Below are 13,842 nucleotides of genomic sequence, written 5' to 3'. Positions count from 1 at the left end.
CGCTTTTGACATCTAAGGGCGCTATGTAAGTTACCCCCTGCCTTTTTGTCAGTATAGATGTGTTGATATATCGATTCATGGCTTGGGACCTCTTGCCAACCCAGCATTCTCAGTCGCCCTGTGATTTGCTCAGGTGAGTAGTGCTTGCTGAGTAGATGATCAATATAGCACCAGCCAAAGCGGCTGATCTGTGAGCTATTCACAACTTTGCGCGCGTTTGCCAATCGATGGGCTTGTTTGGGGCGATAACCCCTTTGTCCTATGTTTCGCTTTATCTCTCGACTCACCGTTGATTTATGACAGCCAATAATTCTAGCTATTTCACTGAGACTCTTTTTAGCTTGCAATAGCGCTGATATTTGATATCTTTGCTCTTGGGTAAGATGTGTATAGTGTTTCATAACGTTCTGATATGTAGGAGTTGAAGTTTGAAATGCAACACGGCACATCTTACTCTTCAACTCATTCTTTTAAAACGTTGCACTTCTTATTTGAATCTAGGGAATAATAAATGTCATGTAGTGATATAAAATAAACTGGTCGGCATAGAGGTGCAAGTGCAAGTCATTGGCCAAATAAAGCGAATATCATGACAAGGATAATGAGGTCATTAACTCAACACCTTTAGCACAACAGCCAAACAAAAGGGAGAACTGCAATAACAGTCCTCCCTTTTTTCTATCTTATCCATTTATCGTATCAAGAATGACTAAATCAATCTTAGTTAACAGTAGCTGCTGCTTCGTTCGGCGCAGTAGCAGTAACTGGTAGCGCTTGAGCGGCTTTAGCGGGCTTGTCTGATAAAGAGTAAATATAAGCAGCAAGTAGCATGATACGCTCATTACCTAGCTTGGTTTCCCACTGCGGCATAACACCAGCACGACCATAACGTAGTGTATTTCGTACCGTTTCGCGATCGCCGCCATACAGCCAGATATTATCAGTCAAGTTAGGTGCACCTGCTGAGATCATTCCTTTACCATCTTTATCATGGCACAAGGCACAATTTTGCTGAAAGATTGCACTGCCTTGAGCGACCAAAGTTTGATCGAGCTTGCCGTTATCTTTGCTACCGTTGTTAGCAGATAGTGATAGTACATACTCTGACGCTGCACGCACGCCATCTTCACCGATCTGATCGCGCCATGCTGGCATACCACCAACGCGGCCATTGTGTAGCGTCGTCAAGATGTTTTGTGCTTCACCACCGTACAGCCAGTCGTTATCAGTCAAGTTCGGATAACCCGTTGCACCTTTCGCATTAGAACCATGGCATACCGAGCAGTTCTGTAAGAACAAACGGCTACCAACTTTCAACGCATTTGGGTTTTCAGAGAGCTTTTCAACATAAGGCGCAAGCTCTGCAATTTTTCCATCGATCTGCGTTTGCAAATCTGCAGGTGGTGTTTCACTACGGCGCATTGTTGCTTGCAAATCATTGAGTGTACCTAGCGTTTGAGCAGCTCCGGCAGCGTTTGCTTTAACCAAAATACTTTTTTCAAAGTTATCCGTAAATACTTTGTTGTTCTGTTCAAGTTCACTGTTTAGCTCATTGTGCGAGGTCCAAGGTACCGTTTCGCCATCGACTTCTACTGTGGTAATACCGTCCCAATGCTTAGGGAACATGGCTGGGAAAAACACCCAGTAAGCGATGCCCCAGACGATTGAGCCAAAAAATATCACTAACCACCACTTGGGCAGGGGTTTGTCGTATTCTCGGATGCCATCGTATTCATGGCCTGTTGTACCGTCTTCTTCTACTTCTGGCTTGTACTTTAGAACCATCAAAAGGACGCCAAGAATAAATAGCCAACAAGCAAAACTAAATACAGTGATCCAAGAACTCCAAAAAAATGTCATCGTTTATCCTTATTGCGCTGCTCTTCAGACAGAGACTTTATATCCTCGTCATCAAGCGCAAGTTGTGCATCTTCTTCGAAGCGTTTTTTGTTTTTTGGCGAATACGCCCACCATGCAACGCCTACAAAGGCAACAAAGGCAGAAACGGTCGCAATTGTTTGTAATTCACCAATACCCATTAGCGCTGTCCTTCCATTGCAGTACCCAACTGTTGGAGATAGGCGACCAAAGCATCAAGCTCAGTGGCACCAAGCACCGCATCAGGAGCACCTTCGATATCTTCTTCAGTGTAAGGTACACCAAAGCGATCACGGAATAGACGCATCTTAGTTTGAACGTTTGTACCATTCACCTCATTGGTCGCAAGCCACGGGAAACCAGGCATCACAGACTCAGGAACTAATGAACGTGGCGCAATAAGATGCTGCTTTTGCCAGTCTTCTGAATAGCGTCCACCAACACGTGCTAGATCTGGTCCAGTACGTTTTGAGCCCCATAAGAATGGGTGATCCCACGTAGATTCAGCAGCGCGTGAATAAGGTCCATAACGTTCAACCTCAGCACGTAGTGGGCGAACCATCTGCGTGTGACAAACGTGACAACCTTCACGAATATAAATATCACGACCTTCGAATTCAAGCGCAGTCCATGGCTCCATAGCAGGTAGCGGCGCGTTCACACCACCGTCTTCTGGACCCTTGTTATCATAAATCAGCGGTACGATTTCAACGAGTGTTGCAAAACTAATCGCAATAACGATACCGATGACCAACAGGCCTGTATTTTTTTCAATAATTTCATGCGGTGTACCAGCCATGATCGCTCCTTATACGTTAGCTGTCGAGGTATCGACACTAGGTTCATGATCCGTTGGATCAGCGACATCTACAGGCTTACCTTCTGGCATCTTGAGTGTTTTATAGCAGTTATAAGCCATCACAAACATACCTGACACATACAAGAATCCACCAAAAGCACGCCCGATATATGGGAAATGCGAGAACTCAACTGTATCAACGAAGCTGTATACCAAAGTACCATCTGGATTAGTAGCCAACCACATCATGCCTTGACCAATACCTGAGATCCACATTGATACGATGTAAAAGATAGTACCTGCAGTCGCTAGCCAGAAATGGGTGGTGATTAAGCTGATAGAGTACATTTTTGGTTTGTTATAAATACGTGGTAATAGTACATATAGCGAACCAATGGTAATCATACCTACCCAACCAAGCGCGCCTGAGTGTACGTGACCGACTGTCCAATCCGTATTATGCGATAGCGCATTAACGGTTTTAATAGACATCATTGGGCCTTCGAACGTCGACATTGCGTAGAATGACAATGCTACGATCATAAAGCGAATGATTGGATCGGTACGTAACTTATCCCAACTACCAGATAGCGTCAATACACCGTTAATCATACCACCCCAAGAGGGTGCAAATAAGATGATTGAGAATACCATTGCTAATGACTGCGTCCAATCAGGAAGCGCTGAATAATGCAAATGGTGACCACCAGCCCACATATAAGATGCAATCAATGCCCAAAAGTGAACGATAGACAAACGATACGAATAAATAGGACGACCAATCTGTACTGGAACGAAGTAATACATCATCCCAAGGAAGGCTGCCGTCAAGTAAAAACCTACCGCGTTATGTCCGTACCACCATTGCACCATCGCATCAGTTGCACCGCCAAATAGCGAATAAGATTTGAACGCGCTAACCGGAATCGCCATGCTGTTTACGATATGTAGTAATGCAATCGTAATAATAAAAGCGGCAAAGAACCAGTTGGCCACATAAATATGTGAGGTTTTGCGTTTGATGAGTGTCCCGAAGAAAACAATGGCATAAGATATCCATACCAGAGCAATCAAAATATCGATTGGCCACTCAAGCTCAGCGTATTCCTTAGTCGAGGTCAAGCCTAGAGGAAGGGTGATAACGGCAGAGACGATAACCGCTTGCCAACCCCAAAAGGTAAACCAAGCCAAATAAGGGGCAAATAGCCTTGTCTTACAGGTGCGCTGAACAATATAGTAAGACGTTGCGAACAGGGCAGAGCCACCGAAAGCAAAAATCACTGCATTGGTATGTAGCGGTCTTAAACGACTAAATGTCAGCCATGGGATGTCAAAGTTAAGCGCTGGCCATGCCAACTGTGAAGCAATGAACACGCCAAGGCTCATGCCGACGATGCCCCATACCACGGCCATTATCGTAAAAAATCTTACGATGGTAATTTCATACTCACGGTCAACTGGGGCGACTGCTGTGTTTTGTAAACTCATTGGATGATTCCTTTACAGCCCGAATTATCAACAGAATTAACTAACTCTCCGCATTATCTGCAGCAACCATACTGGTGCAGGCAGATAGTCATCGCGGTACATGCTGTCTCTTGACTCAATTATTATCTTAAGGTTATTAACTATCAAGCTAAGCTTCCACTCAGTATCAGTTGATGCAAAGAGGAAGAGGGTAGCGCTAGGAACATGCAGCGCTTACAGCCAGTTGATAGTAGGATTGTTAATAACTCGTTAAGGTAAATAAGGAGTGACACCGTATAGAAGCATCAAACATCTAGTGATATTAAGGATTTATCTTAATTATTACTGAAAACAACAGCAATAACGAAGATAGACACTGATATCCATCTGGTCGTAAAACAGCATGGACCATTGATGTATGCTAGCGGTGGCTGACAAAAAAACAGGTTAACGTAATGTTTAGTTAAAACTCCCGACTCTGTTTAAGGGTATTGTAACGCAATCCTAATTAAATATCATCAGAACTATGCGGCAAAATACAAACTCTTTGGTAAAAATCTGCGTAGGCAACTTATTATTGCTACGCTATCAGCCTATTTTATACCCAATTTTAAGACTATTCTAGAGGGCAGAATCCTATGAATCATAGGGTATAAGTACAAAATATAGAGAAGTTTTTGTAACAATGGCAACATTAGCCTTATAAATAGGTTTTACTTATCGGTAAATCGCCCCTTATAATGAGATTGAAAAGTATCGACAGTAGTTTCCTACGCATTGTTATAATAACGATGACACAATAACGATTTTAATCATTTGAATACGATTGGGCGGCAGTAAGCAGTAATTGATACGGTTAGCCTAGCACCCTATTCATTAAGGACAATAATATGGCAGTTTTTTTGACAGATGCATGGTTTGATGACGTTGAGAAGTTAGGTAGCGAAGCTGGTGAGCTAAATTTGCCACCCGCGCTGGCTAATATGGTTATCAACCTAAAAGTGTCTGACACCGATGGAGATATCGAAGCCAACTTTGCTGATGGCCTATTGCATCGCGGCTTAAATGATAATGCGACCACCACATTATTGCTTGACCGTAGTATCTTGCAATCAATCATTACCGACTTTGATACCAACGAAATCATGGGCGCATTTATGAGTGGTAAAATTCGCGTTGAAGGCGATATGTCACAATTGATGGCGGTACAAACGGCACGTCCAAGTGCTGAGCAAAAAGAATTGTACAAACGTGTCAAATCTATGACGACGATGGCTTAACGGCTTAAGTCTATATCTTTCACTTTTTCAATTGATTTTTTTTATCGATATTGTCTAAGCAAAGCACAAAAAAGCTCCTAATTTTATATTAGGAGCTTTTTTACGAATGATAATATGAGTAAGAAGAAGTAATTGTCGCAATGAATGCCTAGCGATGCTGCTTACTTAGACTATTTAAATTAATTAAACGACTTAAGTTTCTTGAATGTTTAGCTGGCTTTTGATGCCGCCGTCGCATCTTGTGACTTTTGGTTTTCTTTATACATCGCTGCCTGTAGCCAGACATTCGCTTGTACATAGTCATGTACGTTAATAGAAGCAGTCTCTGTCGTATTGAGCGCACCAATACGCACCACGAATGGATCGGCGTCTTGTTCACGTAGTATTACCACATCAAACAAGATAATGGGCTTGCCATTAAAGAGGGTTTCTTGCTTGCCAAGTACTTGACCTTGGCACCATGCCTCGTCTTCTTGTCCCAGAGTATCACCGAACAAATAAGCACACATATGACCTAGGTTAATCTCGACTGGCGCCATTTGTTCTTTGGTCTCAGGCTTCCACTCTTTGATTTGCTCTTGTAGATCATCCGGTATTTGACCATCATTGGCGGCGACGATATCGTTAAAGGCACGATGGTAGCGAATGGCTTCTTGATCTTCTACCATAATAACTTCGTGCTGCTCGCTTAGCTTGATTTCATGTGCCCAAGCACTAAAATTCACGAAGTAAGACGTATCGCGTTGATACAAATGACGGTTGGCGGTATAAAGCTGGTCAAAGGCATAAATAATACTGCCGTCAGCCGTGCGCAAACGCAGTACTGCGTCGTGTGAGTTGTCGTTGGCAATGATACGCTCGATTTTGCAATGTAGCCCATAAGGACTGTCGACACATGGATAGGCGTTGATAAAGCATTCGGGCTTACCGTCTTTCATCGCCAGCACTTGGTTGATGTGGCAAGGTTGGTCTTCAGATAGCAACAAGCAACTGTCTTTGGCGCTGACGTTGGGGTTGAGACCTTTCGGCATGGCCGCCTTTTCGATCATCTTTTGCAGCCACTCTGGCACATCATGACTCATATCATCGGTTAAAATACGCCAATGATCGGCATGACCGGCAGCTTGCTCGTCAGATAAGGTGATTTTGGTAGGAGATTGGATGTTTTTATATTGATAATTAATGGTCATGAAAATACTCAAACTTAAGTCAGCGATGAGGTTTGGACCTAACGCTGACATTGCTCATCTAGCATCCAATATTTATAATCATTGGTCTAAGATAGCTAGCAATGTCGGCAGTATAGGGTCAGCAAACAACAAGGAGGGGTTATTGACAATTGTCCTTAGCATACAATATATAGGTATAGACGCAAGTAATAGCAAGCCCCTCATAAAAAATAATAACAAAACCCGGTTTTTTGGCAAAAAATACGCGCAGTTTTTGCTAATGACTGGCACATATCCGCCAAATTGTGTCAAACTAGCTCCCTTTTGATGGCCAAATTTGGCCTGTTTTAAACCCTATTTTTGTGTTCAATTTATATGTTGGTATGGCAGGCGCACTCTATAGGGCGTTTGTCGCTGCTCGTTTTGGCGCATATAAAAGTCGCACGTAGATAAGATAAAGAGTTTGAATATGTTTCGTCCTTTAGCGTTATTTATCGGCTTACGATACACCCGAGCAGAGCGTAGTAATGGCTTTATCTCCTTTATATCGCTGATCTCGATGATAGGTTTGACCCTTGGGGTTGCCGTATTGATTACGGTTTTGTCGGTGATGAATGGTTTTGACCGTGAGTTAAAGACCCGTATTTTGGGCATGGTGCCGCAAGCAACCGTTATCTCAACCGAGGTGATTGGTGATTGGGAGCAATTGGCTGATCGTATTAAAGAAGATCCAGAAGTCGCTGCCGTCGCGCCCTTTATTCAGCTGCAAGGCATGCTGACCTCGAATGGTCAAGTGGCAGGTATCATGGTCACTGGTGTCGATCCTCAGTACGAAAAAAACGTCTCGATCATTAACGATCACATGACTGAAGGCAGTATCGATACTCTACAAGCGGGTGATTTCAGTATTGTGCTGGGTGAAGAGATGGTGCAATCGTTGGGCTTGAGCATCGGTGATAAGGTGACTTTGGTGTTGCCAGAAGCATCGCCATCACCGGCTGGTGTGATACCGCGCTTTAAGCGTTTTACCTTGACGGGTATTTTCAGTATCAGCCCAGAAGTGGACAGCCTCATGGCCTTTATCCCGATGAGTGATGCCGGTAAGTTGCTCCGCCTCCCCGATGGCGCTCAAGGTATCCGTATGAAGCTAAACGATATCTTTACCGCGCCCATTGCTGCCCAAAAAGCGGCTGCGATTGCTCCTGATCGCCTCTATCCGAATGACTGGACGCAAACGCACGGCAATCTATTTGGGGCGATCCAAATGGAAAAAGCCATGGTCGGGTTGCTACTGTTCTTAATCATCCTAGTGGCAGCATTTAATATTGTCTCAAGTCTGGTCATGCTGGTCACCGATAAAAAAGCTGATATTGCGATTCTAAAGACTTTTGGGGCATCTCCTCGTCTGATTACACAGGTCTTTATGGTACAAGGCGTGGTCATCGGCTTTATTGGTACGATTGCAGGTACGATTTTGGGTGTGATATTTGCGTTGACAGTGAGCGATATCTTAGGCTTCATTAATCAAGCCTTCGGTCTCAATCTCTTCGATGCTTACTTCGTTAATTATCTACCATCACAGCTGCGCTTAACGGATGTGATATTGATCACTGGTGCGTCATTTGTATTGAGCTTTTTGGCCACTATTTATCCAGCGCGCCGAGCGGCTAAAATTCAACCTGCGCAAACGTTGCGTTATGAGTAATTGATACTCAAGCGAGGCGTAGTTATCATTAAAATGAGAAGCCATTAAAGTGAGAATAGCCTCGTTTTAAGCAACTATGCTGCAGGTGATAAGTGTTAGCCAAATTAAAAAATCATGAATATCGGTATCAATAAAATAAAGGAAGTGCTATGTCTGCCATTTTAAAGGCGACCAATATCAATAAGATATATGATGAAGGCGCGGTTAGTACCCAAGTATTGACAGGCTTGGATTTGACCGTCAATGCTGGCGAGCGCATCGCTATCGTTGGCACCAGTGGCTCAGGAAAAAGCACCTTGCTACACTTGCTGGGCGGATTGGATACGCCAACCAGTGGTGAAGTCTGGCTGCATGGTCAGTTGTTAAACAGCATGAATGAGACTGAACGCGGGGCGATGCGTAACAAGCACCTAGGGTTTATTTATCAATTTCATCATCTGTTAGCAGAGTTTACAGCGATTGAAAACGTCGCGATGCCACTGCTGCTGCGCCCTAAAGTATCGACGACTGAGGCAAGAGACCAAGCGATTGCCATCCTAAAAAGCGTTGGTCTGGAGCATCGTTTGGCGCACAGGCCAGGCGAGCTGTCAGGCGGTGAGCGTCAACGCGTGGCCATTGCCCGTGCCCTCGTCACCAAACCCTCGCTCATATTGGCAGATGAGCCAACAGGCAACTTGGATTATGACAATGCACAAAGTGTTTTTGGCTTGTTATCAGAGCTGCAAAGTACCATGCAAACAGCACTATTGATGGTGACCCATGACCGTAACTTGGCGGCGCTGGCAGATCGCCAAATGTTGCTACGTAATGGTCATTGGGAACAGTATTAATGCGTCGAAACTGTTTAACCGTACCATTTGCCTAGAGCGTGTCCTCAATTCAAACGCTTGTATCTAAATGGACTAAAAATGGCTAAATTTTGCCAAATATTGTCAAATAGCTGATTAATATCTCGATATTATTTGCGCTATTTTCCTCGTTTGACGGCAATTTATCTTATTTTCATGACCATTTTTAAAATGAGGACACGCCCTAATGTAGTCGATTTATATAACATTGACGACAGTAGTCCTGTCTCACGTTACAAGGATAAATACAATGAACGAAGATGAAGATCCAATCGCTGCTTTCGGCAGTGCGGAAGAGGGCAATGAACCATTAAAACCCTATATGGATCCAACCCTATTTGACACCATTGATAGGCAGGCGCAGATTGAACTGCTTACCCCAGTTTTTGATGCTATTACGCTTGCGGGCGTTGATTACGATCTAAAAGCACAAGACAGCGCCACTGGCAAACGCTATACGCTGCTCAAAGATGAACAAGTGATCGATATATTTGAGATGGATAGCAGATTTACAGACAATGTCATTGCGGCAATAGAGAAAGAGAAAGAAGACGATTGATCAAAATGCCTAAGCGCTGTATTGAAAGCATCCATCAGCGTTTAGGTGTCTTGTCGATAGGTTTGTGTTGGCGTTTTTGCCAGCTGGTGACGGTTTTATAACGCCAAATTGCCTTAAATGCCAAGCCACAAACGATGCTAGTAATGACGGCAAGGATAGTGATACCCACACAGAATGCGGTTAACGATACAGTGCCTTGATATGTGATAAAGGGGTTGGCACCATCAGATAGTGCCCATAAGCTAAAGTCAGCAATCATTCTGCCAATAAGCCGTAAACTGATCATCGGCACGTCAAGAATTTTGGCACCGATGTAGTAACCAGCGTAAAAGATAGGTAGGCTAGTGACAGGGTTGGTAATCCAAGTTAAACCAAGCGCCATAGGGACATTGGCACGAAAAATTAGCGAGCCAATTAATGCTAATAACATCTGTCCGGGTAGCGGAAAAAATGCACTGAGCACGCCGATATAGACCGCTTTATTTAAGCTGTGCCGGTTAAAATGCCATAAGCGCGGATCAGCCAAATGCGGTGCAAATAATTTTAAAATGCGGCTTTCTAGAATTTTCTCTGGTGTGGGCAGCAAGTTTTTAAGACGTTTTTGGGACACAGCATCGCCTTTAATCGTTATCAACCGCTGGTTCAATCACATTGATGGGCTGATATAAAGAGATATTAGGAATAAAATACGGGTAGGAATAGTATCAGAAAAACAAAGTAATGGTATTGAATAATCAGTATTGCAATATGTCCCGTGAGTATAGGGTAATAAAAAAATAAATGCTATTGCTGGACGAGGGCGTGGCCTCGATCTGAATGGTAGCGACTAAAGGGTTAAAAAATGGCCAAATCTTGCCAAATGGCGTTAAATAGCTGGACAATATCCTGATATTATCCGCGCTACTTTTCTTGTTTTGTTACCATTTATCTCATTTTTATCACTATTTTCAACATGAGTACACGCTCTAATGACAGTCTTTATTGCTAGCGTGAAGTTATATAGATTCACGCCCATTTTTGACTGGCAACACTCAAGTAAAATTGGTCATATTTTAACGTTCAGCTCATCAAGCAAGGAGCGCTGGTGTACTGGTTACTTGGCAGTTTAGTGATTATCGCTATGATGGGGGTGTTGGCAGTCGCAGATAGTATGGCGCTGCCACTCAACTCGTTAGTAGCTATGAGCGGCGCCACTACATTGTTACCACTACTACTAGTCATCGTTGCTATTATTTTGATAGCTATCCATCAGCGTCAAGCTCTGTCTATAAGCTCAGAAAATCTCCATAAGCTTTCTTCTCAAGACCGTTCTTCTCAGCCTTCTTTTTTTCAAAATACCTCTCCATACGGTTCTTCTCCCTCTAAATTCCCCATTCGAATGATCAACTATTTGCTGATAATGATACTGGCAATAGGGTTAGTGATTGGTAGTGCATTACAAGCTTTGATGGGTTACCAGCGGGCAGAAGCAACAAAAATTATTGAGCCTATACGTGTGCAAGCGTTGGTTACTATCGAGGGTATTAGCGATAGCGTCTATGATGACGTCACCAATAGCGGCTATCGACAAATCGCTACCATTAGTCATATGTCGCCATTGATCTCTGAGCTAACGGCTCAGGAATTAGATAGCATTGCGGCCGATTATGTTGCAAATATTGATAATAGCCTAAGCAATAATAGTTTAACTGGCGCTGATTTGAACGAAAAAGCTGAAAACATTGCTAACGACATCAAATACCGCGTGCTACTCAATGCTTATCCAAAAAGCGGCTCTAAAAGCTCGCAGATGATTGACGTAAACCAGCTGCAGCCGGGTGATCAGTTATTTATGACGCTAACACTCGCAGCGCTTGCTACCTCTGAGCAAGCGATCAATAACCCTTCTGGTTTTGACAGTTATCGCTGGTTACGAGGTCGTCATATCGATGGGGTAGCCAATATAGTGGCGACTAGCACCTTGCCTTTTGCGCTCGATGAGTCGTCTGCATTGGACGCTAATTCTCATTCCTATCTTAAGCGTTTTCGTACTCGGATTGACCAAGGGCGTTGGCAATTGCGGCAGCATTTTTATCAAGATTGGGCGGGACAGACTACCGCTGCGCAGCAAGCAAAAGCGGTCACTTTAAGTTTGCTCACAGGTGATCGCAGCTTGATCAATCGTGATACCAAGGATCTGTATCAGTTGGCTGGTATTTCACATTTGCTGGCTATCTCTGGCACTCATGTGTTGTTTTTAGCGATTATGCTGGCAGGAGCAGTTGTATTATCGTTCAATCGTCTGTATCCAGCCCTATATCGTCGCATACCACGCTGGCAAGTGCGCTGGTGGGTGATGATCAGTGCCGCTTTTATTTATGCGCTATTTACTGGCTTTGATGTGCCGGCAGCGCGAACCGCATGGATGTTACTGGCGATAGGTCTGGTACGATTAACCTTACTACCGATTAGTACGATGCGAGTATTGTTAGCGCTAGCAGTCTTGATGGCATGGCTTGATCCTTATGTGCTGTGGCAGGCTGGTTATTGGCTGTCTTTTATCGCTGTGGCGCTCTTGCTAAAGTACGATAGTGGCTCACAGGCGCAAAACAACTCAGCATTATCGCAATCAGATATACCTTTCTCTCATGATAATAGTAAATATAGCCGTATTTTACTTAGAAAGGCATGGCTCACAGGCAAGCGGGTCTTTAAACTGCAATGCTGGCTATTTATCGCCCTGCTGCCCATTACCTTGCTGTTGTTTGGCAAAGCCTCGCTATGGGGATTGGTCATTAATTTATTTGCGATTGGTTTATTTGGCTGGGTTATCGTACCGCTCAATCTATTAGCAGGGCTTTGTTATTTATTATGGCCTGCACTTGCCGATAGTATTTGGGCGCTGGTCAGTACCATTGTCGCTAGCTTACATGATTTGATTAGGTGGCTGACTTCATTACCAGCGCTGTCAGAGGCGTGGTTGTATACGCCAGTAAATATGGCGATATTATTGATGGTATTGCTGGCAATATTGCCTTGGTTATTACCGCGTGGATTTATCAGTCGTTGGCTGGCACTACCGCCTTTAACGCTATTAATGATGACGGTATATGCCAACCAGCAGTCATTATCTACGTCACCAACTTTATATGTCTTGCCCACTGGAGATCGCTATATAAGCGCTGCTGTGCTGCAATATCCTATAATGAATGAGGTTGGGGGCATTGGAGGCAAGTATAATAAGGCGCAGTCAGCAAAGGATAGCGTGAGTTGGTTATTTTTGGCAGACCATAGGCCTAATGCTACGCGTACCATGCCAAGTAATTTGACGGCAGAGAAGCTGTCCGCAACACTAGAACAGCAGTTGCGCACCTTATCGATTAAACGTTTAGAAGGGCTCATAGTGCAGACAGCCAGTACAGGACTGACGGATACGCTCACGACTCATGAGGCAAGCAATACATTTAAACCTAATGCCTCTGAGCTGTTGCCGATGACGGTTGCTCAAATAAGTCAACGCCTACCGATTAGCCAGTATTGGCAGGCAGGGCGCAGTAATCGATGGTTCGATCGAGAGAAGTTTTATAGAAAAGCAAGCCAAGCTGATGATTCAGCTCAGATCACTAACAAAACGTATATCAGCCCGAAAGGCTGTGAGCAAGGTGACTCATGGCAGCTCGCCAACGGCGCTTTATCATTAGAGGCTATCACGGGCTGGAGTGAGATAGACGATGCCAGTGTGTGGGAATGCACGCTTGTCATTGATAGCAAGTTACCTATTAATATACGGCAGTATAATGCAGCCGATCCCCTAAATTCACCGCTTGCTAGCGCGCAAATGATAAAGGCAATACCTTCTATATCAAAAAGTACGCAAACAGACAATCAACACCTTACTGCGCAAGATCAGTCACTGCCATCACGTATTATTGTTAATGCGGATACTCATAAGCGTCTTTGGCAACTGTGGGCATTGATCTGCCAAGCTGAGTCGTTTGAGGATAATAGAACCGACAGTCATGTTACTTGGCTTGGACACAGTACCTCGCAAATAACGACGGAGGTCATCAGCCGTCAGCAAATAAGTGAAGCAATAACCTATGATAATAACGCCTTAGAAGCAGCATTAGCTTTTGAGACCACTCCATAAAAATTGTC

At 44.0% G+C, this 13,842-nt stretch carries 12 protein-coding genes; 5 read left to right on the top strand and 7 right to left on the bottom strand.

The features are described from left to right. From W293_RS16945 to ccoN, 5 genes are all read right to left on the bottom strand, one after another. Positions 1-401, bottom strand: a 401-nt coding sequence (locus W293_RS16945) for a helix-turn-helix domain-containing protein (RefSeq protein ID WP_025651298.1), incomplete at its 3' end; no start/stop codon positions are given. Positions 402-720: 319 nt separating this feature from the next. Then, complete coding sequence (ccoP, locus tag W293_RS0104400) at positions 721-1,860, bottom strand: cytochrome-c oxidase, cbb3-type subunit III (RefSeq protein ID WP_025651296.1); 1,140 nt, start codon at positions 1,858-1,860, stop codon at positions 721-723. Then, complete coding sequence (locus W293_RS0104395) at positions 1,857-2,039, bottom strand: CcoQ/FixQ family Cbb3-type cytochrome c oxidase assembly chaperone (RefSeq protein ID WP_010199605.1); 183 nt, start codon at positions 2,037-2,039, stop codon at positions 1,857-1,859. The genes ccoP and W293_RS0104395 overlap by 4 nt, the downstream gene beginning before the upstream one ends. Next, positions 2,039-2,677: a cytochrome-c oxidase, cbb3-type subunit II gene (ccoO, locus tag W293_RS0104390; RefSeq protein WP_025651295.1), complete on the bottom strand. Its 639-nt coding sequence runs from the start codon at positions 2,675-2,677 to the stop codon at positions 2,039-2,041. Before ccoO ends, W293_RS0104395 begins: the two co-directional genes overlap by 1 nt. 9 nt (positions 2,678-2,686) lie before the next feature. Beyond that, positions 2,687-4,165 (bottom strand): cytochrome-c oxidase, cbb3-type subunit I, encoded by a 1,479-nt coding sequence (gene ccoN / locus W293_RS0104385; protein WP_025651294.1) that lies wholly within the window; start codon positions 4,163-4,165, stop codon positions 2,687-2,689. Between the two features lie 869 nt (positions 4,166-5,034). On the opposite strand from ccoN, the gene W293_RS0104380 reads away from it, so the two are divergent. Continuing rightward, entirely contained in the window at positions 5,035-5,424 is a 390-nt protein-coding gene (locus tag W293_RS0104380; RefSeq protein ID WP_025651293.1) for an SCP2 sterol-binding domain-containing protein, read from the top strand. 209 nt (positions 5,425-5,633) lie between these two features. Here W293_RS0104380 and W293_RS0104375 read toward each other — a convergent pair whose 3' ends face one another. After that, a complete protein-coding gene (locus W293_RS0104375; RefSeq protein ID WP_025651292.1) occupies positions 5,634-6,614 on the bottom strand; it encodes a hypothetical protein in 981 nt (326 codons plus the stop codon). A gap of 448 nt (positions 6,615-7,062) precedes the next feature. Between W293_RS0104375 and W293_RS0104365 the strand changes: the two genes are divergently transcribed. The 3 genes from W293_RS0104365 to W293_RS0104355 all read left to right on the top strand — a co-directional run bounded on the left by W293_RS0104365 (position 7,063) and on the right by W293_RS0104355 (position 9,705). Next, the gene (locus W293_RS0104365; protein WP_025651290.1) at positions 7,063-8,298 is read left to right on the top strand and encodes a lipoprotein-releasing ABC transporter permease subunit; all 1,236 of its coding nucleotides are present in this window, start codon (positions 7,063-7,065) and stop codon (positions 8,296-8,298) included. Between the two features lie 149 nt (positions 8,299-8,447). Then, a complete protein-coding gene (lolD, locus tag W293_RS0104360; protein WP_025651289.1) occupies positions 8,448-9,128 on the top strand; it encodes a lipoprotein-releasing ABC transporter ATP-binding protein LolD in 681 nt (226 codons plus the stop codon). Between the two features lie 268 nt (positions 9,129-9,396). After that, on the top strand, positions 9,397-9,705 hold the full coding sequence (locus W293_RS0104355) for a hypothetical protein (protein WP_025651288.1): 309 nt from the start codon (positions 9,397-9,399) through the stop codon (positions 9,703-9,705). A gap of 34 nt (positions 9,706-9,739) precedes the next feature. Here W293_RS0104355 and W293_RS0104350 read toward each other — a convergent pair whose 3' ends face one another. After that, positions 9,740-10,315: a DUF2062 domain-containing protein gene (locus W293_RS0104350; protein ID WP_025651287.1), complete on the bottom strand. Its 576-nt coding sequence runs from the start codon at positions 10,313-10,315 to the stop codon at positions 9,740-9,742. A 474-nt stretch (positions 10,316-10,789) separates the two neighbouring features. On the opposite strand from W293_RS0104350, the gene W293_RS0104345 reads away from it, so the two are divergent. Beyond that, positions 10,790-13,834, top strand: coding sequence for a ComEC/Rec2 family competence protein (locus W293_RS0104345; RefSeq protein WP_025651286.1), 3,045 nt, complete (start codon positions 10,790-10,792; stop codon positions 13,832-13,834). Positions 13,835-13,842: the final 8 nt, after the last annotated feature.

Source organism: Psychrobacter sp. TB67 (assembly GCF_000511065.1).
GTDB lineage: Bacteria > Pseudomonadota > Gammaproteobacteria > Pseudomonadales > Moraxellaceae > Psychrobacter > Psychrobacter okhotskensis.
The sequence above is the reverse complement of the archived record's forward strand: the minus strand, read 5'-3'. Positions and strand labels throughout refer to the sequence as shown.

Bases quoted from the DNA above. Each gene is read 5' to 3' on its own strand.
- ccoP (WP_025651296.1), bottom strand. From the start codon at position 1,860: ATGACATTTTTTTGGAGTTCTTGGATCACTGTATTTAGTTTTGCTTGT.
- W293_RS0104395 (WP_010199605.1), bottom strand. From the start codon at position 2,039: ATGGGTATTGGTGAATTACAAACAATTGCGACCGTTTCTGCCTTTGTT.
- ccoO (WP_025651295.1), bottom strand. From the start codon at position 2,677: ATGGCTGGTACACCGCATGAAATTATTGAAAAAAATACAGGCCTGTTG.
- ccoN (WP_025651294.1), bottom strand. From the start codon at position 4,165: ATGAGTTTACAAAACACAGCAGTCGCCCCAGTTGACCGTGAGTATGAA.
- W293_RS0104380 (WP_025651293.1), top strand. From the start codon at position 5,035: ATGGCAGTTTTTTTGACAGATGCATGGTTTGATGACGTTGAGAAGTTA.
- W293_RS0104375 (WP_025651292.1), bottom strand. From the start codon at position 6,614: ATGACCATTAATTATCAATATAAAAACATCCAATCTCCTACCAAAATC.
- W293_RS0104365 (WP_025651290.1), top strand. From the start codon at position 7,063: ATGTTTCGTCCTTTAGCGTTATTTATCGGCTTACGATACACCCGAGCA.
- lolD (WP_025651289.1), top strand. From the start codon at position 8,448: ATGTCTGCCATTTTAAAGGCGACCAATATCAATAAGATATATGATGAA.
- W293_RS0104355 (WP_025651288.1), top strand. From the start codon at position 9,397: ATGAACGAAGATGAAGATCCAATCGCTGCTTTCGGCAGTGCGGAAGAG.